This is a genomic window from Lysinibacillus parviboronicapiens (genome assembly GCF_003049575.1).
Classification (GTDB): Bacteria; Bacillota; Bacilli; order Bacillales_A; family Planococcaceae; genus Lysinibacillus; species Lysinibacillus parviboronicapiens.
This window is the reverse complement of the sequence record NZ_PYWI01000046.1, coordinates 1-19,938: the sequence shown is the minus strand read 5'-3', so window position 1 is coordinate 19,938 and position 19,938 is coordinate 1. Positions and strand designations below refer to the sequence as shown.

Annotated in this window: 20 protein-coding genes and 2 pseudogenes; 8 read left to right on the top strand and 14 right to left on the bottom strand. The window is 35.1% G+C overall.

Features of this window, described 5'->3' with window-relative positions; translation table 11 throughout:
• Positions 1-134 (top strand): malate:quinone oxidoreductase (locus C9J35_RS21695; protein ID WP_153062983.1); only part of this gene is annotated, 134 nt, incomplete at its 5' end.
• 94 nt (positions 135-228) lie between these two features.
• Here C9J35_RS21695 and C9J35_RS21690 read toward each other — a convergent pair.
• Positions 229-771: an ECF transporter S component gene (locus C9J35_RS21690; RefSeq protein WP_107926858.1), complete on the bottom strand. Its 543-nt coding sequence runs from the start codon at positions 769-771 to the stop codon at positions 229-231.
• A gap of 278 nt (positions 772-1,049) precedes the next feature.
• On the opposite strand from C9J35_RS21690, the pseudogene C9J35_RS21685 reads away from it, so the two are divergent.
• A pseudogene (locus C9J35_RS21685) lies at positions 1,050-1,814 on the top strand (SDR family oxidoreductase).
• A 122-nt stretch (positions 1,815-1,936) separates the two neighbouring features.
• On the opposite strand, the gene C9J35_RS21680 reads toward C9J35_RS21685, so the two are convergent.
• The 7 genes from C9J35_RS21680 to C9J35_RS21645 form a co-directional block, all read right to left on the bottom strand.
• Positions 1,937-2,209, bottom strand: a complete 273-nt coding sequence (locus C9J35_RS21680) for a hypothetical protein (protein ID WP_107926856.1) — start codon at positions 2,207-2,209, stop codon at positions 1,937-1,939.
• Positions 2,206-2,871, bottom strand: a complete 666-nt coding sequence (locus C9J35_RS21675; RefSeq protein WP_054769936.1) for a hypothetical protein — start codon at positions 2,869-2,871, stop codon at positions 2,206-2,208. Before C9J35_RS21675 ends, C9J35_RS21680 begins: the two co-directional genes overlap by 4 nt.
• 133 nt (positions 2,872-3,004) lie before the next feature.
• Positions 3,005-3,418 (bottom strand): MarR family transcriptional regulator, encoded by a 414-nt coding sequence (locus tag C9J35_RS21670; protein WP_107926854.1) that lies wholly within the window; start codon positions 3,416-3,418, stop codon positions 3,005-3,007.
• A gap of 391 nt (positions 3,419-3,809) precedes the next feature.
• Positions 3,810-5,291, bottom strand: coding sequence for a serine hydrolase domain-containing protein (locus C9J35_RS21660; RefSeq protein WP_107926852.1), 1,482 nt, complete (start codon positions 5,289-5,291; stop codon positions 3,810-3,812).
• A gap of 135 nt (positions 5,292-5,426) precedes the next feature.
• Entirely contained in the window at positions 5,427-6,086 is a 660-nt protein-coding gene (locus C9J35_RS21655) for a hypothetical protein (RefSeq protein WP_107926850.1), read from the bottom strand.
• Between the two features lie 2 nt (positions 6,087-6,088).
• Positions 6,089-6,496, bottom strand: coding sequence for a permease prefix domain 1-containing protein (locus C9J35_RS21650; protein WP_107926848.1), 408 nt, complete (start codon positions 6,494-6,496; stop codon positions 6,089-6,091).
• Entirely contained in the window at positions 6,493-6,822 is a 330-nt protein-coding gene (locus C9J35_RS21645) for a PadR family transcriptional regulator (RefSeq protein ID WP_107926846.1), read from the bottom strand. The genes C9J35_RS21650 and C9J35_RS21645 overlap by 4 nt, the downstream gene beginning before the upstream one ends.
• Before the next feature lie 130 nt (positions 6,823-6,952).
• Between C9J35_RS21645 and C9J35_RS21640 the strand changes: the two genes are divergently transcribed.
• Positions 6,953-7,387, top strand: a complete 435-nt coding sequence (locus tag C9J35_RS21640; protein ID WP_153062982.1) for a hypothetical protein — start codon at positions 6,953-6,955, stop codon at positions 7,385-7,387.
• A 116-nt stretch (positions 7,388-7,503) separates the two neighbouring features.
• Here C9J35_RS21640 and C9J35_RS21635 read toward each other — a convergent pair.
• Together C9J35_RS21635 and C9J35_RS21630 are read right to left on the bottom strand one after the other, a co-directional pair.
• A pseudogene (locus tag C9J35_RS21635) lies at positions 7,504-7,617 on the bottom strand (ATP-binding protein); the annotation flags it as partial.
• 136 nt (positions 7,618-7,753) lie between these two features.
• A complete protein-coding gene (locus tag C9J35_RS21630) occupies positions 7,754-8,944 on the bottom strand; it encodes a M14 family metallopeptidase (protein WP_107926840.1) in 1,191 nt (396 codons plus the stop codon).
• 385 nt (positions 8,945-9,329) lie between these two features.
• Between C9J35_RS21630 and C9J35_RS21625 the strand changes: the two genes are divergently transcribed.
• A complete protein-coding gene (locus tag C9J35_RS21625) occupies positions 9,330-12,080 on the top strand; it encodes an ATP-binding protein (protein ID WP_107926837.1) in 2,751 nt (916 codons plus the stop codon).
• A 5-nt stretch (positions 12,081-12,085) separates the two neighbouring features.
• Positions 12,086-12,946 carry a CheR family methyltransferase gene (locus tag C9J35_RS21620; RefSeq protein ID WP_107926835.1) on the top strand — a complete coding sequence of 287 codons (861 nt, stop codon included), beginning with the start codon at positions 12,086-12,088 and terminating at the stop codon, positions 12,944-12,946.
• Between the two features lie 58 nt (positions 12,947-13,004).
• On the opposite strand, the gene C9J35_RS21615 is transcribed toward C9J35_RS21620, so the two are convergent.
• Both C9J35_RS21615 and C9J35_RS21610 read right to left on the bottom strand, forming a co-directional pair.
• The gene (locus C9J35_RS21615) at positions 13,005-14,141 is read right to left on the bottom strand and encodes a SpoIIE family protein phosphatase (RefSeq protein WP_107926833.1); all 1,137 of its coding nucleotides are present in this window, start codon (positions 14,139-14,141) and stop codon (positions 13,005-13,007) included.
• A 255-nt stretch (positions 14,142-14,396) separates the two neighbouring features.
• The gene (locus tag C9J35_RS21610) at positions 14,397-15,413 is read right to left on the bottom strand and encodes a hypothetical protein (protein ID WP_235616402.1); all 1,017 of its coding nucleotides are present in this window, start codon (positions 15,411-15,413) and stop codon (positions 14,397-14,399) included.
• Positions 15,414-15,671: 258 nt separating this feature from the next.
• Between C9J35_RS21610 and C9J35_RS24660 the strand changes: the two genes are divergently transcribed.
• Positions 15,672-15,803, top strand: coding sequence for a hypothetical protein (locus C9J35_RS24660; protein ID WP_268807950.1), 132 nt, complete (start codon positions 15,672-15,674; stop codon positions 15,801-15,803).
• Positions 15,804-16,345: 542 nt separating this feature from the next.
• Positions 16,346-16,651 (top strand): hypothetical protein, encoded by a 306-nt coding sequence (locus tag C9J35_RS24410; RefSeq protein ID WP_235616401.1) that lies wholly within the window; start codon positions 16,346-16,348, stop codon positions 16,649-16,651.
• Between the two features lie 131 nt (positions 16,652-16,782).
• Here C9J35_RS24410 and psiE read toward each other — a convergent pair whose 3' ends face one another.
• The gene (gene psiE, locus C9J35_RS21600; protein WP_107926831.1) at positions 16,783-17,235 is read right to left on the bottom strand and encodes a phosphate-starvation-inducible protein PsiE; all 453 of its coding nucleotides are present in this window, start codon (positions 17,233-17,235) and stop codon (positions 16,783-16,785) included.
• Between the two features lie 269 nt (positions 17,236-17,504).
• Here psiE and C9J35_RS21595 point away from each other — a divergent pair, with 269 nt between their 5' ends.
• Positions 17,505-17,726: a hypothetical protein gene (locus C9J35_RS21595; RefSeq protein ID WP_054769940.1), complete on the top strand. Its 222-nt coding sequence runs from the start codon at positions 17,505-17,507 to the stop codon at positions 17,724-17,726.
• Positions 17,727-17,903: 177 nt separating this feature from the next.
• Here C9J35_RS21595 and C9J35_RS21590 read toward each other — a convergent pair whose 3' ends face one another.
• Entirely contained in the window at positions 17,904-19,637 is a 1,734-nt protein-coding gene (locus C9J35_RS21590) for a methyl-accepting chemotaxis protein (RefSeq protein WP_201262102.1), read from the bottom strand.
• Positions 19,638-19,938 lie beyond the last annotated feature (301 nt).

Sequence of the window (19,938 nt, the reverse complement as noted above, 5' to 3'; positions counted from 1 at the left end):
AACAAGTAAAAGAGTGGGAACCAAAACTAAAAGAAATGATTCCTTCTTATGGCATCAAATTAGTAGAAAACCCAGAGCTTCTAGAAGAAGTTCATACTTCTACAGCACAAGTGCTTGGTTTAAACAAAAACTAGTCCTATATATAACAAAGAACCTTTCATCCTTTTTGGATGGAAGGTTCTTTGTTAATTTTGAGTATAGAAAATCTAGTTGCGTATTTTCTATAAATTATTTAAAAACTTTAATTTTTTTCAGTACGATACAAACTGGGATAGCTGCGCAGATGCCTACAATGTTTTGAACGAGGTTACCAGGAATAGAGGCTGCTGGTATGATCCAATTGCCAAACAACACGCGTTCACAAATATAATAACCTCCTAACATAAAGGGAACTGAAATGATGGTAGCGATAAGATTGAACGTAATACTATTCCCTTGGCGACCCTGTGACCAGGCAATTTTTCCAACTATATAGCCTTGCAAACCACGAGTTAAAAAAGTAAAAGGTGCCCATAATGTCCAGCCAGATATTAAATCGAATAAGCCCATCCCGAAAGCACCTGCCATTGCTCCTTTTTTAGGACCAAATAAGATGGATGTGATAAAGAGCATAGCAGTTCCAAGATGAACCAAACCACCGTTTGCGGTAATAGGTAATTTAATATTGATAAAGAGTGTTGCAACGAATACTAGTGCAATTAACATGGCAGTTTGAATCAGATCAGAAACGCGTGTAGTTGTATAACTTTTCGTACTTTTTGTAATGTTCATAGTGATAGACCTTTCTTACCTTTCGTATTGGTTTTTATTTATTGATAAAGTTAACAAAGGATTGGCCTATTTAAAAGTATCAATTTTTCGTATTTTTATATGGTCAGTTTAAGGTTATTAGTGTTTTCATTTATGCGCCAAGCTTTTTATTGAGATTCGTTAAGTGCCTAATCCAATCAAAGCCATGCTGCGCCTAACCGAATGAGAGCGCACCATTTAAAATATAATCCTGTGAAATAACGAATGAGAATTCAATACTTACAAAAGGGGATGGGAACATGGGAAGTTGGCAGGTAAAAAATTGCCTTGATTACTGGTGCTAGTCGCGGGATTGGTCGCAGTATTGCTTTGCATTTTGCGCAAGAGGGTGCCTTTGTCATTGTTCATTATGGTAAAAGACGCAATGAGGCAGAGGCAGTAGTTCAACAAATTACACAAAATGGCGGAAATGCTCGTGCGATTGGTGCCAATCTCAGCACGCTCGACGGCATTCAAGATTTATTTGTGTCATTAGATTATATTATTCAGGAACGCATAAGTGATAACCTTTTCGATATTTTGGTCAACAATGCTGGAATTGGTCAAGTTATTAACTTGGAAGACACAACGGAAGGATCCTTTGATGAGGTGATGCAGATTAATGTTAAAGCACCACTTTTTGTTACACAACAAGCTTTACCTCGTTTACAAGATGGGGGAAGCATTATTAATATTTCATCATGTGTGACACGTGTAGCTTCTCCGAGTGTATTTACCTACAGTATGACCAAAGGGGCTATCGATACATTTACGCACCTGCTAGCCAAGCAACTAGGAACTCGAAATATAACAGTAAATGCTATCCAGCCAGGTATTATTAACACAGAAATGAATGCGGGAACATTGCAAAACGAAGAAGGACAAAAATATGCGGCTGTTCTTCAATCTTTAACAGATGGGGGGAGCCGGACGATGTAGCCGATATTGCTGAATTTCTTGCATCGGTGGATAGTCGTTGGGTAACTGGCCAATTACTCGATGCAAGCGGAGGTTCACATCTCTAATATTGATAATAGAAAGTGGGAGTAGGCTTGTTAGATGTAAAAAATACCTACTCTCGTTCATAAATATTTTTAGGTTAAAATTCATGGAGTACTGATTTTACATGAATAGATTTAATAGCCTTTTAAAACCTTAACTTTAAAAGACAAAATGTAATGGAACGTTTTACGTAAAGCGAAGCAATAAAAAGCAAAAAAGAAACAACGAGCGATAAAGGAATACTTAAAATGACTGGCAGGTCAACGCCCTGCCAAATACTCATTTTTATTTGTTCGAAGCCCACTGTACGTAGAATACCTGCTAGTATCGATAGTATTGCACTTACCATCAACCCTGCGTATAGGATAGATAAGACTAAAGTTGCTAGCGAGCAAAAAAACGCCAGAATTATTTTCATTCACTTTCACTCCTTATGATAAGCTGCACTTGAGCATTTGGAGAAACTGTATAGTTTTGTTTGTAATAAAGTGTTTGTATATGACAATTATCTCCGATCAATACAACATCCCCTTCAACAACGTCCGCATCTGTATTAGAAAGTTCCAAGGTTCTTCCATTTATTCTTTTACAAACCAGCTTCTTCTTTAAGAAGGACAGGGAAAGCTTATCTTTTTCTACACAAATTTCATCTGCAATAAGCTGATTGATTTCACTTCGCCCCGACATTTTTAACTGAAAATGCTTTGCATGTATTTCCTTCGCTTTAACGAAGCCAGTTGCGTTAAAATGTTCTGCTTGTAATTTTTGTTCGATTGTTAGCTTCCCGGTACTGTTAATTTTCTGTACTTGCCCATTTTTCATCGTTAGATTTCCAGCATTCGTCATTTCAGTAACGTCACAAAAATCTTTTATCATACATGATCCCGTATTATTTAAAACCTGCGCTACAACGCGAGAATGGAAAGAACTATGTCCGTGAGTAGAAATCTTTTGTAAGCGTAGTTCTTGGTGTAAAGCAACAGAACCACGGATTTTTAGTATTTCACAATCTGCAGCCAAGTCTTTGATCTTGCCACTTGTAAGGGTTATACTTCGAAGCTGTTGTATTTCTTCATTCATGGATAAAGCACCTCTTTTAATTTAATTAATATATATTTTAATTATTAAAATATATATTAATTAAATTATATACACACTCAATTTGTCAAGAACAAAAAAGACAATAAAAAAAGGATTTCATATTCATGAAATCCTAAAAAATTTTTTTCATTAACCGATTAACATCGATTAGCACTTTTGCTATGTCTGTTAATTTCTCTTGTGGAAGTTTTAAGAATATATCTTGTACTTTAATCTCCCCAGTAGTTGTTAAAATCATTTTCACAACACGTCTGTCCTCTTCTTCTCTAACACGTTGCACGAGATTTAATTTTTCCAATTTATCGCACATCGATGTAATAGCTCCAGGAGTTACAGTGAAAAAATCAGCTATTTCAGTAGCTTTCATACCACCATTGATTTTTAGCTGAAGAAGAAGTATCAGCTGGTTCTGAGATAGAGATTCACCCTCTGAGAGAAGGTTGACAAACATCATAGATTTTTGTTGTATTTCAAGCATTTCTTTCATAATGATTTCCACATTAAACATTTCACTATTTTTTGACATAAGATCACAGCCCGTTAAAATATTTACTAGTTAAATTATATAGTAAGTATATAATTTATTTCACTTACTGCCAATATTCTTTAGTTTTCTTGATGATGGAGCCTTTTAGAATCATGTATCATCGACATGAAATTTTTAGTCAAGTAAACAATTTTAAACACGTATTTAGAGTAGGGAGTAAGAATTTTATAAATCGTTGGGACAACATTTCCTGGGAAAAGGCTAAAATTTTAACCAATGACAGGAAATGTATAAATGCAACGAACAATAATTTATATTTTGAGGATGGAATGAGGAAAAGCTAGTGTAAGTGACAAAATCTTTAGGCGTCCCCCTATTAGTAGCATCGCCATTCTTATTAATAGCGTACTTTCCTAATGCTATAGAGTCATCATATCACTCCTGATTTACCAAATGTATTTTTCTTCAATTTGACAATTACTATACTTAATTTTATGACCCCCACAATTAACAGGAGCAAAGGGATCAAAAATAATAAATGTCCTATTCCAGGAGCAAATAATGTTACCACGGATAGAGGACCAAATAATTTAGGGAATCCAAGTAAAATAAGCAAAGGTATCAGTACATTAAATATTAATATAAAAATTCCCTTTAGCATTGTTACTTTAGGATTTTTCACTTTAAAAATTCTGTAAGCAGACCACACAATGTAAGCAAGGATTACTAGTAAAACCACATTAAACACTATATATTTTATAAATGGATTGCCAGAAGATATAGCAGGTTCTTCATTATGGACTAGCTTGTTAATCCCACTCGTTATTGCTTCGTATTCATTCAAATTAAAATAATCCATGGAATTGATAAGTAGACTGATGCCATACTCCCCATCTAACATGACTTTTGAGTATGTGTTTTCTGTCCATCCATTATGAGAGACTACACCGTTATTCACTTCCCATCCCATAGCATAGTAGGTATCATGGCCGGCAAAGGATGCTGGATGATGCATTGTGTTCATGGCATTCGCTGATAAAAGGCTTGTTCCATTGAATTGGCCTTGATTTAATTGGGCAATCATGTAATTTGCCATATCCTCTACACTGGCAATAATGTAGCCAGATGCAACAGTCCCTTCGTGGTTTAATTGCTTTGTTGGCATCTTAAATCCAAATACAGTTTGATAGCCTTCCGCAATTGTTTCGTTTACATCATCTATAGGGCCTGCAAAGCTATTGTTCATGTCAAGTGGTTGAAATATGTACTCCTTTATATAGGCTGTATACGATTTATGTGTCACTTCTTCGATAACTGCACCAAGGATGCTATAATTTAAATTCGAATATTGATATTGCTCACCAACAGGGAATGTCAATTCGGTATTTGCCAAGCTTTGTATATGTTCTTTTACCGTTCTATCTCCTTGTGAAATAGCTACTTGACCATCCAATGTAGAAAGACCGCTTGTTTGATTTAGTAAATGTTGAATAGTGATTTTTTTAGATGCCTCTTTATCTGCAAGTTGAAACCACGGTATCACGGTTTGTACTGGATCCTCTAGATTGATTTTTCCCTGTTCGACTAGCTGCATAATGGCCAGTGCTGTAAATGATTTACTTACCGACCCTATAACAACTGGCGTTTGCGCCGTCATTGCTGTTCCATCTGGGCTCGAAAAACCATACCCTTGTAGGTATGCAACTTGATTTCCTTTTACGATGGCCAGTGAAGCACCGGGAATCTTCAGTCTCTCTATTTCATTAGTCATAAACGCATCAATGTTAGAGATAGCTAGATTTCTATTTATAGATTCAGTTTCGTTTGCCAATGCCATTCCGTTAGCACTAATCATTATCGTTAGTATGGCACATACAATAGCTTTACCGATTGCCAATTGTTTTTTATGCATAATGTTATGTTCCTTTAGCTGAATTATTGTGTAATCTCAATGTCAATTACGAGAAATAATATGTCCATATAAATAGGAGTTAGTGGAATACATGTGAGCAACCGCCAATATTGGCGATTGCATTTTTATAACAGCTTATATTCTTTTAGGTAAAGTTGCAGCCTTATACATCTTCCTCTTATAGACATAAAAGTACATACTTAGTGGCCACCACATCACTAAAAAGATTGGATAAATCGCCCATATTGTTCCTGGAGAGGAAACGGCATTTACTGTAATAAAAAAGATACTGATGAGTAAGCTAGCGTAAATGGAGAACGCCACAAATGTTTTTTTCTGAGCATGGTATAGAGCCAAAGGCCACCAAATGACTAAAAACGATGGGAAAATAGCCCATGGATATTGCGGAGACATGACAAGATTTAATAGAGAATAATAGATAATGGTAGATGCACAGCCAATCAGTGCAATGTTCAAAGATTTTGCTCTTTCCCCTAAAAACATAAGGATGGGCCACCATAGTATTGGGTAAAAGGCATACATAATCCATAAATGATGAGGTGAATATAAATAATTTTCAAGCGTCAGGAAAGCGATGACCATAATACTACAGACTACAGAATATTGTTTGTATAATCTTTTAGACATAAAATATATAGTGATCGGCCATAGTAATAAAAGTAAACAAGGATAAATAAACCAAATCGTTTGTGGTGATGTTATATAATTCACCATTCCTAAAAATATCATGGTCATCAGGCTGCCTGCTATAGAAAAACTAATATAATGTTTCACAATTATTCCCTCCATTTCTTACGTGACCAAACAAAGTACATAGAAAGGGGCCACCATAAAATCACGAATATTGGGTAAATCGCCCAAATTGTATTTGGCGTATAATAAAGATTGATAAAAATAAATAAAGCAATAATTAAAGAACTTCCCCACACCGAAAATTCTAAATTTAATTTAGCCATATTTTTAATGCCTGGATTTTTTACACCTAATTCATTTCTTAGATCCTCAATATCTCCGAATTCAACGATGGCTTTATTAATCGCATCATCTTCTTCTTTTCCTTGCTCCATCAAATAAAATACTTTCTCTTCAAGGTTTTGAATAATTTCTTGTTTCACCATTTCTGTATCATTATTACGAGGAATATCTGTAAACAACTCATCAATATGATTTTTTATCTTTTTCATTCTAAGCCCTCCATAAATAAGTCGATAATTTCCTTCACTTCCGTCCACTCTCTAACTAGCTCGGTTAAATAAGCTCTGCCTAGTGGGGTAATGCGGTAATACTTCCTTTTGCCGCCATGCGTAATATCACCGTAATAGGCCTCAATAATTTCTCTTTTTTCTAAACGTTGAAATATTGCGTATAAAGTTGCTTCTTTGATTTGAAAACGATTATTTGTACGAAGACTAATTTCCTGAGATATTTCATAACCATATCGATCTTTCTCTGAAATCAGCCGCAAAATAATGGAATCCAAATGTCCGCGGATGATATCACTTCGAACCATAAGTCACCTACTTAGAGTATATTGTTCTACCTGGTAGAGTAATATTAACAAACATTACTCTGCCTGTCAAAGTAATAAATAAAAATTTCTGGCAATAAATTTGTGCACCAAAACATGATGTTCAATGATATTGATTTTAATTAATGATGTAACTTTTGCCACCAAGCTATGTAGGGCATTTCAAAGAATAAAAAATTCCACAGGATATACATCCAGTGGAATTTTGGTAGTAATAGGAACTATTATTTTTTTAATATATGTTGCAATGCAATTAGAAAGCGAGCCGGAGACGCAAAATTTATCAAGTAGCAGTAACAGCTCTCTCAGTCAAACCTTCTCGCTAGAAAAGGGCGACGTAGTGTTAGATTCGAAATGGCTATCACTGTTAGAAAAACGAGGAGGATGGTTGCAAGTACTGGACCCTCAGGGGAGAATGCTAGCTTCCTCCACTCTTCCTTCAGATGTTCCTTCCCACTATGAGCCAGGTCAATTGGTATCGTATTGGCAAAAAAGCATGTCTTTTCCTTATGAGCTTACGGTAAGCCAAGAAGAGAAGTTGATATAACCGTTAAGAAAGAGAGTGACAATGGCTTCTCTGTAATGATTTGTGATAAGGGAGCGGGGGTGGATCAAGTCATACAGCTTAGATATCACCAAAATTTTTAGAGTACCACTCCTATTTTACAGACGAAACTTTAGTACAATGTCCGTGCCATGTCCCAGTTTGCTAGTTACGAATATTTCTCCCCTGTGTGTAACGGTTAATTGTTTCGCAATACTCATCCCCAAGCCAGATCCGCTGGTTTTCTCTCACTACACCGCGTACTTTCTATTATGTCTACTGTCATAATAAATCCGATAATCAAAGGTTACTTTAACCTAAAGATTATCGGATTTTTGACTAATTTAAAGCCGAATTATTCGTTTGCAATTATAAATATAGCCCTGCAAGAAAGATTCCTAATACTTCTTGATAAATTTCATCAAACTGGCTTAACGGCAGTGGGTTTGTACCGCTACCCAATTCGACGGTAAAACCAGGTCTTCGCCAATCTTGAATGAACCAATCCTTATAGCCTGCATAGCTGCCAGCAGATTGAACAGGCTCATAGCCACTCACTCGACTAAACTCATTCGCTAGTACCTCTGACTCTGGTGGTTCTAGATTTTCAAATCCCCAATAAATGACTCTTCCTTGCGTATGAAAAGCTAGAACTCGTGCAAAATTACGTTTCTTTGTTAAATCTGCCATCGCAATGGATTCTGGCTCGGAAAGGGGACTTTTACCCCCATAATCACGGGGACCTGGCGTTTTTGGATTGCGTGCACTTTCTAACTCCCACATGGCAGGAAACTGGTCGTTTAAATCGACACCATTTATATTCGCCTTCCAGCCAGAAAAATCGGAACTGCCATTATTCCAAGCAATTATTTTGTTTCGTAATGTTTCATCGTCTGGTGGTCCATGTAGGACTAAATTGACGCCATCAGGATTGACCATTGGAACAATGGATAATGAAGTTTGTTGGTAAAGAGGAAGGGTAGAGAGTCCACGAATAGTAGTTTGGTTTGTGAGAGACAGTAGGTAGTCATTTAAAAAGGTCAAAATGATAGGCGTTGTAATCCACTCGTTCGCATGAAATGAACCATTATAATGGACCCGTTTAGAGCCATTTCCAATTAAAACCTCTGGAATTTCTTTTGCTAATACAGAATGGCCAATTAATGAACTTTGAATAAATGGATAGACTGCTTGTAGTTTTTTTAAATCGCTTATCATGATGTTGTAGTCATAATCCTGTTTACCATTTACAAGCCTCCAAGTAATCCTTTGAGGGATTTGAATTGTCTGTCCGATTTGCATACGATTGGGATTGAGGTTAGGATTAACAAGTAGAATGGCTTGGAGAGGAAGATTTCGACTTTGAGCAATTTGCCATAAAGTGTTCCCTTGTTGGATTTGATAATTGATTGTAACAAATCCAGGAATTTGAATACGTTGCCCAACCTGAAGTATTTGAGGATTAATATGTAGGTTGGAATCGACAATGAGTTGAAGGGGTATTTTAAACACTTCGCTAAACTGCCAAAGTGAGTCCCCTGGTCTTACAAATATATCCACATCTGTTCTCTCCCTATTTTCAAAATAATACATCATAGAAGTATATGATTTTCTACAACACTTATTATTCAATGCATAAAATGATTAGGGGCTGTTTCTTTGTTATTTCTTTTTCCTCTATTATACTGATAATAGAGTTACAAGACAGGCGAAGTGGAAAATGTGGGAAGTGGGGGATTTTTTATTTCCCCTAAGTATTAAGTTGAAGCAATCGGGCTTTTATGGTCAGTGAATTCTCTTTACTGACCGTTAATGCGGGATAAAGAGAAACTTCAAGCAGTGAGATTTTTTCACCACCACTGCTTGTTAGTTGAACCAATCGGGCTTTTACGGTCAGTGAATTCTCTTTACTGACCGTTAATGCGGGATAAAAGGAAGGAATTATATGTACAGTAAATTAAAATTAGGTATTCGATCAAAGATTACTATTGGGTATATAGTTATCATTCTTTGTTTACTTGCATCGGTTATCATATTAAATAATCAAATTACATCCCTACAAAAGGAAAGAAATTTTATTATAAAGTATGATTCCCAGGTTCAGGCACTAACAAATAGTATCGAAAAATATATATTGGACATGGAATCCAGTCAACGTGGCTTTATTATTACAGGTGAATTGAGTTATTTAGAACCATACGAAAATGCCTCTAAAAATTGGAAGGTGGATTTTAATGAGCTTCACCAGCTGTTAGATAATAAGCCGAATCAACAAGAGAAGTTAGAAGAGATAAAATACACGATAGAGCATTGGGTTGCAACATCTGGTGATCCAACTATTAAGTTAAAAAAAGATAATAACACAGCAGAGCTAACAGAATTTTTTAAAGTTGATATTGGTCGTAAGGATATGGAGACGATGAGGAAGCAATTTGCTTCCTTCCGTTCAGCTGAGAATGCTCTGACACAAACAAAAGCAAATCAATTGGATAAAAAAAATAGTAATTTAACAAGTGGGCTATTTGGATTATTGGTACTTGTTTCGTTTATCGCTATTGTAATTGCTAGTGGCATCTCTCGCTCCATCGTAAAAACAATAACAGAAGTTACAGAGGCAATTAAAGAAATTGCTGCTTCTAAGGCTAATCATAAAGGAAGAATCCACGTTAAAACAAACGATGAAATTAACGTGCTTGCCGATGCAACCAATGAGCTTTTAGATACGCTAGAGGAACGGGAATGGTTGCAGTCCAATATTGCTGAAATGGTCACAAAATATCAAGGGATATCGGCCATTACGCAATTAGCAGAAATCTTCCTATCCGAAATTGCGCAAATGACAAAATCTTCACTCGGAGCATTTTATGTTCGTGAAATGAATAATAATGATATTTATTTTGTGAAAAAGGCCGCCTTTGCAGATGCCAGCGATAATATAGGAGTTGAACGTTTCAAAATAGGACAGGGACTAATTGGGCAAAGTGCTCGTGAAAAACGAGTATACATGTGTAACGATATTCCTAAAGATTACAAAGTAATTGGAACAGGCTTAGGAGAAGCACCTCCCAAGTGCATCCTTATTATTCCGATTATATTTGAAGATGAAGTCATTGCTGTTGTGGAATTGGCAACAATGAATAGTTACACAGAGTTACAGCAAGAATTAGTAAAACAAATCATTGAAACCTTTGGACTGACGGTTAATAGTATTTTAGGTCGTATGGAAATTGTTCGGTTATTAAATGAATCTAGAGCGATGACAGAAGAATTACAAGTACAGTCCGAAGAACTTCAAACGCAATCAGAAGAATTACAAATGCAGACAGAAGAACTGACAATGATTAATGAACAGTTGGAAGAAAGAACGAAGGATGCTGAAACAAAGTCAAGGGAATTAGAAATAGCCAAAAGAGATTTGGAAGAAAGTGCTGAGCAACTTTTACTCAATTCTAATTACAAGTCCGAGTTTTTAGCCAATATGTCTCACGAATTGAGAACGCCACTGAATAGCATTTTAATTTTATCTGAAATGTTAGCGGAAAATAGTAATAATAGTCTAACAGAAGAGGAAGCAGAATTTGCAAATGTCATTCACTCTTCTGGGGAAGACTTACTGGCATTAATTAATGACATATTGGATTTATCAAAAGTTGAGGCTGGAAAGTTAGATATTATTTTCGGAGAAGTAAATGTAAGTGAAGTGCCACTACTATTGGAGCAAATATTCTCGCCAGTCGCTCATAAAAAGAAACTAGAATTCCAAATTACAAAAGCTGAAAATGTAGTAGATGTTTTCTATACGGATGAAAAAAGATTCCAACAAATCTTAAAGAATTTATTATCGAATGCCTTTAAATTCACGGAAAAAGGTTCTGTAAATCTAAGTATCGAACAACTTAAAAATGAGCAGTTAACAAACAATATGCAAGAGATTAGTGCGGAGTGGCTCGAAATTACGGTTTCAGATACCGGTATAGGTATTCCTAAGGACAAACACCAACTTATCTTTGAATCGTTCCAACAGGCAGATGGTGCTACGGTACGTAAATATGGTGGAACAGGTCTTGGTTTATCTATTTGTAAAGAATTTGCTAAGTTACTTGGTGGCTGGGTATCCTTAAAAAGTGAAGAGGGGAAAGGCAGTAGCTTTACGCTTACTATCCCAAGTTTACCGAATGGCATCAACGAGGAGCGGTGTTCTAACCTAACTTTTGCAGAAGTCGTAGCAACGACAGTCGTGAATGACCCTATCGAGGTAATAGAAGGACCAATTGAGGAAAGCCATCATGACTCTCAAAATGAGGTAGATGTTTTTCAGAATAAAAATATTTTAATTGTAGACGATGATTATCGTAATATTTATGCATTAAAAACAGCTCTTGAAAAAAGAGGTATGAATATTCTCGTTGCAAAAGATGGATTAGAATGCTTGGATGTTATGCAAACCAATGACAAAATTGATTTGATTCTCATGGATATAATGATGCCGAATATGGATGGTTATGAAACGATGTCCGTCATTCGTACACAAATGAAGTTAACAGATTTACCAATAATAGCTTTAACGGCGAAAGCCATGAAAAATGACCGAGATAAATCATTAGAGGCAGGCGCTTCTGATTATATTAGTAAACCATTGAATCTAGATCAATTAATATCTGTATTACGAGTATGGCTAGTTTCCAAAAGGAGTTAATAGGTATGGAAAAAGAGTTTCACAACAACCTGGAGCTAAATATAGAGAACAATAAACATACTAATATGGAGATTGATTTGTTACTCGAAGCCATCTACCGTTTGTCTGGTTTTGATTTTAGAGAATACAATCGTTCTTCTATATCACGCCGGATTTATAACAGGATGAGGGTTAGTAATATCCCAACGATTACTCGTTTACTTGAAAAAGTAATTCATGAAGAAGTGTTTTTAGAGCAAGTTCTAAATGATTTTTCCATTAATGTAACGGAAATGTTTCGAAATCCCAGCTTTTTCAAAGCCTTCCGTAAAGATGTTATTCCTTACTTACGGGATTTCCCTGAAATTCGAATATGGCATGCAGGGTGTGCTACTGGTGAAGAAGTGTACTCAATGGCTATTTTGTTACAAGAAGAGGGGTTACTTGAAAAAAGCGTAATTTATGCAACAGATATGAATGAACACGTTTTAGAAAAAGCTAGGCAAGGGGCATTTCCTATTCAAAAAATGCAAGCATATACAAAAAATTATATGCTTGCAGGAGGGGTTCATGCTTTTTCAGAATACTACAATACCGATCATCAATATGCCTATTTTCACCCTTCGTTACTAAAAAATATTATTTTCGCACAACATAATTTAGTAACCGATCAGTCGTTTAATGAATTTCATGTCATTATGTGCCGAAATGTATTAATTTACTTTTCACCGGCCTTACAAAGTCAGGTCCATATGCTATTTTACGATAGTTTAAGCCAGAATGGATTTTTAGGCTTAGGAGATAAAGAAACCCTTCGGTGTGAAGGGATTATTTCCAAATATAAGGAAATTGTAGGCAATGAAAGAATTTATCAAAAATTATATTAAGAGCAAAGGGGAGTTCTCGAGTTGAGATCTCCCCTTTCATTTTTGTCGCTAGTAGTGCTTAGTGAGCTTGAATCATTAAGACACACATATCATCTGGTTGATTTATTTGTTTTTCCTTTGGTAGAAGGTTATCTATAAGGCTCTGAGAAAAATCCCATTTTGTAGATGTTAGGGTGCGCAAATGTTTTTCTGATTCTATTTCACATGGCCCCATAGCCTCTAGAACACCATCAGTATACAAAATAATTTGGACATCTTCATTATACTGAATTAGTTGTTTCTCAACTTCTATTTCCTCAAAAAAACCAACCGCGCAACTACCTTTACTTAAAGGAACTAGTGTTTCTTCATCGACTAGTGCATACCCATAAGGATGACCAGCGTTAACATATTCAATCGTTTTTTTGTCAGTATCGATTACTAAGTAAATCGCCGTAAAATAAAATAAATTTTCATCTTTTCCGTTCTGTAAAAGCGCCATATAACGATTTAATTCTTGAATGACTAATTCGGGTTCTACTAGCTGTTTAACAGCCTCTCTGAGCACAGAGGAGATAAACATACATACGAGTGCAGCAGAAATACCATGCCCCATCATATCAAGCAAGATGATGGCATAGCGATGATCATTTATTTTATGCCAATAGTACATATCTCCTGCTAAATTGGAGGAAGGTAGATAAGAAACTTCAATTTTAATGTCCTCTTTATTTAGCGGGGGACTTAATAAGCTTCGTTGAACATGTGTAGCTAAATCCAATTCGTATTGGATTTTCTTATCGTGCAAAGTGTGCCAGTCTAATTCTGCTTTCAAGCGTAGAGCGACACGAATTCGCGCAAGAAGTTCTATCTTATTAATCGGTTTTGTAATGTAATCTACTCCACCTATATCTAATGCTTCTGCAAGTTTATTTTTATCTTCAAGTGCCGTAACAAAAATAATTTGAATGTCTTTTAAACGCTCATTTTGTTTAATACGTTTGCAGGCTTCAATACCATCTATTTCTGGCATCATAATATCTAATAAAATTAAATCTACTGAATTACCCGCTGGATTTTCGGCATCCAACTGTAAATAATCAAAAAGCTCAAAAGCTGATGATAGAGATACACAGTTATCATAACCCGCATTTTTTAATATTTTTTCAATTACAAATAGATTGACGGAGTTGTCATCTACAAGAAGGATTGTCATAGTTATTTCTCCTTATTTTGATATGAATATTGATGAAGTGCAGATTATCATAGTCAATTAAAAATACTCTCAACCTTATTATTATACAAAACATTAGAGAGTTACGGTATTTTAACGAATCAAAGGTATATCGTACTAGTTATTAAGTTTAGCTATCAGTAAAGCAATGATGAACGCTATAGGCGAGAATTATTAGTGTACAGTAAAAAAAATACAAATTAAGATTTTTCTTGAGAATGAAGAACATTTACTTTATCAATGTTTAATTCTAGCTTTCTTAAAGCGATTAAATATATCAATACCATTTGCGACAATGGATATCGCAATAATCACGAACAATATTCGATCGATCGAAAACGCGACCTTTGAAGCTGTAGTTTCCAAAATAGCAGCTATATAAGGAATCGCAGGCCCGTGTATTAAGTCAGGTTGCCTAGCTATTAGGATAAAGACAATTGTAGTTACAACTTGAAGGAAAGCATTTAAAACAGCAATTTGTATGGTCCATTGACTTACTTTCCATTTATAAAATGTCAAAGCAATACTGAGTACGATGCAAAACACTATGATTGGTTTATAAAATAATAGGATTTCTTGATTGAATATGGGCATGACGAACTTTAAACCATCTCGCTCGTCAGAAGTGTAAATGCCAATGAGATCATTAGCTTTAAAATAAACTACAGAAAAAATAGCTATTCCTAAAAAGCTAAAGACAATATCATTTAATGGAATATATTTGTCATGAGTGATTATTTTAACTTTATTTAAATCATCAGGTGTCCATTGTTGTTGATCTGTTAAAAAGGGTATATGATCCTTCACGTTATCAAAGTTGCCAGTACGTTCAATAACAATAAAGGTAATGGTCACCCAAAAGAGCACATGAAATAGCACGGATATAATGTTGGCAACTGTTATCGAAAAAGTTTTGATGATGGCAGTCAGGAGTGCGACCTCCCCTGTATATAGCACAGTATTTTCAATAATTTGCACCAATATTGTAATAAAAATAGCCCATGGTATTACTAATTTGATTGTTCTAATATAGGTGCTATATACTTCTGGACCGATTAAATGTGTTGAAGTATCCTGATAACTCGTTGCAAGCGCAGCAGGGTTTCCGAGCTTCAAAAGCACTTCCTTTACCTCTAATTCGGAATAATTATCAGGTAACATGCCTTCAATTTTTGATTTTAGCTCTAGGCCTTTATCTGCACGAATTTTCTTTGGTAGCCTTCTTGTCACTTCATAAATATAAACCTCAATCATATTCACCCTTGTCATCTCCCTCCAATAATGCATTCGGCTCTTGAACGATACCGACCATTTTGAGAAGTTCCACATTTTTAATGCACAGAGCATAGTCACGCCATAAAATTATTTGTTTTCCTCTCCTAGCTACTTATTAAGTGGTAATATATGTTATTAATTATAACGGAAATTAATGTGAAGAATTGTATGAAAATTAAATTGCTTTTAATACAATAAACATACCAATAACTTTTTGAATGGATAGGAGGAATGAACGTGAGGTCTGTTAAGAAACTGAAAGAAGAGGTATTTAACGAATTTGTAGATATTGTGGTAGACGGCTTACCCAGGAATGTCGGATGCTTCACAGCAGTCAAAGGAACAATTGAAGAAGCTCTTTGTGCATAACCAACATAATAACCCATCCATTAATTATTATGGCTTGTGGACAGACAAAAATTAATTGGTGGTATGCGACTGCATGATTTTGAAATTTATTTTCAAAAATAATTCCGATTGGTGGTGTGGGGTTGGTAGCGGTTGATTTACTACATAAAAAAGAGAAGGTTGCAAAAGACTTAATAGATTAGTTCTTAGTGTTTTTTTAAATAAAAATGTTCATTTTGTTGCTTTATATCCATTCAGACCAGACTTTTATAAAAAAATGGGTTTTGGCTATGGACCGAAAATGTATCAGTATGTAGTGGAACCGTCTAGTTTTCCTAATACGAAAGAACATTTAAGGTATTTACAGGAGCAAGATCAATATAAATTAAAGGATTGCTATAATAGGGTAGCTGCAAAAAAACATGGTATGTTTTTTAAAACGGAATCGGAACTTATAGCTATTTTTAAAAATCCGCAATACTATATTATTGCTTTTGAAAAGAACAACACTATACAAGGTTATATGGTATTTTTCTTTTTAAAAGCAAAGTGAAACAAACTTTATGTTAAATAATTTAATTATTAAAAAACTGATATATGAGACACCAGAAGCTTTACTAGAACTCAGTACGTTTTTAAACAGTCAAGCTGATCAGGTTAATCGGATTGAATGGAACACGCAAGACAATAATATTCACTCTTTCCTAGGTGATACTCGAAATGGTACGGGACACTTAATTCCAAATGTATATCATGCAAGTTCAGTGGCGGGAATAGGTTTAATGTATCGTATTATCAACGTCATCGGTTTCTTTGAGGAATTAAAGACACATAACTGTAACGATGAAGGAATTATTAATGCTGGGTAAAGTGAAAGTGAGTAATGAACGATTGATAGAGGTGTTAAATCAGTTCTTTTTCGTCTATGAAAAGCCAATCTATGTCACAGCATTTTAGGGTAAACCATTATTCTCGATGGCTTCCCTATATACAGCGTTAGTTATTCTTTTTTCATAAAGAGAGAGGAAGAACGGACAGGCCTCTCTAATGGTGTAATATTAATAATAAAATAGCTTATTATTAATATTAAAATAACAAGTGAATACATTAATGTGTTTAAGGGATGGTCATGCTCCACGATGATTAAGCGGATCATGGCCGTGATACCTATATAAATGAAATATCTCAGTGGAAAATGATAATCTTCTTTGAAATATTTAATAATCATTGTTATAAATTCAAAATACAAAAAGAAGATAAGAATATTTGCGAGGAAAAGCTTGTAGTCACCGCTGTCATCGGCTATTAAAATTTTTAGGAACTCAATTAGCTCTTTTATAAGTAAAAAGGACAGTATGAGCGCAAGTAGTACTAGGCAAACATTTAAGAATAATTGTAAAGTTTTAGGCACAGTATTAATTAGTTGAAGATACGTATTGTTTTTTTGATTCATCTAATTCCTCCATTCCAATCTTCTTATTTAAAAATAATATTATCTTTATAGAGTATGAAAAGCCTTGAAAAAAGAGAATGCCTACTTGTGAAAAAATAGTGATATTTTGTGTATTTTTGCTTTGATTGATTAAATATAACATTTTATTGTAAATGTAATAGCAGTAGTACTGTAAATTCCAGTAAACAAGCGTAAAAGAAAGTTTTCAAAAAAATTAGGCTGTATGCTAAAATAGATGTGCATGAATATATAAAAAAGGGGTTTTTAAAATGGCAAAGTCAGCAAAATCAGCAAAAATTACACCTGAGCGTTTAGAAGAAGCATTAAATGTTCGTGATCGTCTTATTATTGAATTGCTAGTACAAGTACTTGATGAAAAGCTAGTAATTGAACGTCCTGTTTTACGTGAACGCTTAGGGAACCTTGTAGACCTTTCTAATCACGATGCGGAACTAAAGGAAACGTTAACAGCCGTTATTAATAAGCTATAATAACTGCGCATAAAGAAATGCTACGAATCTTTCGTGGCATTTTTTTACATTCCGAATACGTATCCCACTTTAGATAAGATAAAGTAAAGCGGTCTCAATACACATCAATCCCCTATAAGAAAGACACTTCAAAGCGTCTTTCTTATAGGGGATAATTTTTGAATAATGTACAGGTTATTAACTAAAACGATCCACTAATTCATGCATTCGTTCTGCTTCTGTATGAAGTTCCACAGAGGAGTGCATAATCGCTGTGATAGCTGATTTTTGTTCATCAATCGAAGCATCAACCTGTTCAGTGGCTGCTGCTGATTGAGTAGCTACACTAGCAATGCCATTAATAGCGTTAACAACGATAAGTCGATTTTCTGCCATTTCATTCATGCCCTGATCGAGGGAAACAAGGTGAGCAGTGATCCCCTCAATGGAATCTGATAAAAAAGTAAAAGCATTTTGCACTTCGCTTATGGATGTAACCTGTCCTTCCGAAAGCTGCAGCGTATGCATCATCTTGGCATCGGAATTTGCTGTATCTAATTCAATACGAGTCAATAAATTTTTCACACGGTTAGTCGCTTCGTTTGTATCTTCGGATAGATTACGTACCTCTGCAGCTACTACTGCAAACCCTTTACCATGGTCACCTGCACGCGCAGCTTCAATACTTGCATTTAACGCTAATAGATTAGTTTGTTCAGAAATCGACGTGATTGTTTGCACAACATTATGGATTTCCTGCATTTGCCCCATCAAACTAGAAAAGTTTTCTCTTAGTTCTTCAATAACTTGTGTAAATTCTTGTGAATTTTGCTGTAGCAAGTCTACTTTCTGTCGTCCATTTTCCTGTGATTTGTTAATGATGTTCGTTTTTTGTGTGATTTCAGCGTATTTGTCTGTTGCAGTAGAAATAAGGTAGGATAATTTCTCAACTTTACTAATGGCCATTTCTGCTTCCTCAGCCTGAAAAACGGTCCCTTTAGAAATTTCTGTAATGGCTTGGTGAATTTCATCGGCTGAAGCAGTTGTTTCTTCTGTGATAGCACTGAGCATTTCAGAGGAAATTCTCATTTGTTTAGAGCTATCTTTTGTATTGCTCACCATTTCATTCAAACTATGCTTCATATCATTCACGTTTTTTGCAAGAATCCCCAATTCGTCATTTGTAATTATGGGTATATCTTCGCCAGTCAATTTACCTCTAGCAATATCTGAGGTCATCACCATAATACGTTGTATGTATGAAGTCATTCTACCCGAGAAGAACCAATAAAGAGTAACCCCAATAATTGTTGCGAGTAAAGTCATACCAAGTGTGTAATAGAGAACCTTTGTAGCGCCCGCATTGAAATCCATTTCATAGGTACCCGCAGCAATAATCCAACCCCAATGCTCGTCCTTCGCTACATATGTAATCTTAGGTGCAATTACATCAGGGTCTGACGGTAATGCCCAATCATAACGTACGTACCCACCACCTTTGTTTGCCTCAGCTATCTGTTCACGTACAAAATAGCGTCCATCTTTTGTTTGGAGGTCATTAACATTTTCACCTTCAAGTGAAGGGTGCGCTTCCATCATCCCGTCATCTTTTAAGACATAAAAGTAAAAGTTTTCACCGTATTTCACAGGGTTATCAATGGATCTTTTATTATCCTCTGTTTTTTCACCAACAATTTGTATCCTTGCTCGTTCCTGGGCTTGTTCTAATGTTAAACTACCCTGTTGAACTTGTTCATCTAACGTTGCAATTACTTCCATTAGCCCTAAAGTTCCGTTTTTAAGACTAAGCCGCCCGATGTTATCAATTTCAATTTTCGCTACGAAGTAATTGACAGTGCCTACAAGTACAGTAGGAATTAATATAACAATTATTGCCAAACCGACAAGTTTATTTCGTACTGATTTTATCATGGACATACCCCCTGTTCTTTTAAAAGAGCCAAAGTATGTATTTATACTTTCATTTCATTATAGTATAAAATATTTTAATAAAAAATAATTTATTGAAAATTCTGAAAAATAAATATGTGAAACATTTCTTTTTTGTCATTTAGTATAAAATAAGCCCAAACAAGAGGGTAGTGACTGATATTATCCCCTTTAAGTAGACAATGTTAAAAAAACTACAGTACGCTGTAGATAACATTTTACTTAAAGGGGATTTTTGTATGCCAAGAAAAAATTGCACCTATTCGAATGAATTTAAATTACA

Coding starts and splice junctions, on each gene's coding strand:
- C9J35_RS24410 (WP_235616401.1), top strand. CDS start 16,346: ATGTTAAATAATTTAATTATTAAAAAACTGATATATGAGACACCAGAA.
- C9J35_RS21690 (WP_107926858.1), bottom strand. CDS start 771: ATGAACATTACAAAAAGTACGAAAAGTTATACAACTACACGCGTTTCT.
- C9J35_RS21620 (WP_107926835.1), top strand. CDS start 12,086: ATGGAAAAAGAGTTTCACAACAACCTGGAGCTAAATATAGAGAACAAT.
- C9J35_RS21645 (WP_107926846.1), bottom strand. CDS start 6,822: ATGGTTCGAAGTGATATCATCCGCGGACATTTGGATTCCATTATTTTG.
- C9J35_RS21610 (WP_235616402.1), bottom strand. CDS start 15,413: ATGATTGAGGTTTATATTTATGAAGTGACAAGAAGGCTACCAAAGAAA.
- C9J35_RS21595 (WP_054769940.1), top strand. CDS start 17,505: ATGGCAAAGTCAGCAAAATCAGCAAAAATTACACCTGAGCGTTTAGAA.
- C9J35_RS21615 (WP_107926833.1), bottom strand. CDS start 14,141: ATGACAATCCTTCTTGTAGATGACAACTCCGTCAATCTATTTGTAATT.
- psiE (WP_107926831.1), bottom strand. CDS start 17,235: ATGAATCAAAAAAACAATACGTATCTTCAACTAATTAATACTGTGCCT.
- C9J35_RS21670 (WP_107926854.1), bottom strand. CDS start 3,418: ATGTCAAAAAATAGTGAAATGTTTAATGTGGAAATCATTATGAAAGAA.
- C9J35_RS21625 (WP_107926837.1), top strand. CDS start 9,330: ATGTACAGTAAATTAAAATTAGGTATTCGATCAAAGATTACTATTGGG.
- C9J35_RS21680 (WP_107926856.1), bottom strand. CDS start 2,209: ATGAAAATAATTCTGGCGTTTTTTTGCTCGCTAGCAACTTTAGTCTTA.
- C9J35_RS21650 (WP_107926848.1), bottom strand. CDS start 6,496: ATGAAAAAGATAAAAAATCATATTGATGAGTTGTTTACAGATATTCCT.
- C9J35_RS21660 (WP_107926852.1), bottom strand. CDS start 5,291: ATGCATAAAAAACAATTGGCAATCGGTAAAGCTATTGTATGTGCCATA.
- C9J35_RS21590 (WP_201262102.1), bottom strand. CDS start 19,637: ATGATAAAATCAGTACGAAATAAACTTGTCGGTTTGGCAATAATTGTT.
- C9J35_RS21675 (WP_054769936.1), bottom strand. CDS start 2,871: ATGAATGAAGAAATACAACAGCTTCGAAGTATAACCCTTACAAGTGGC.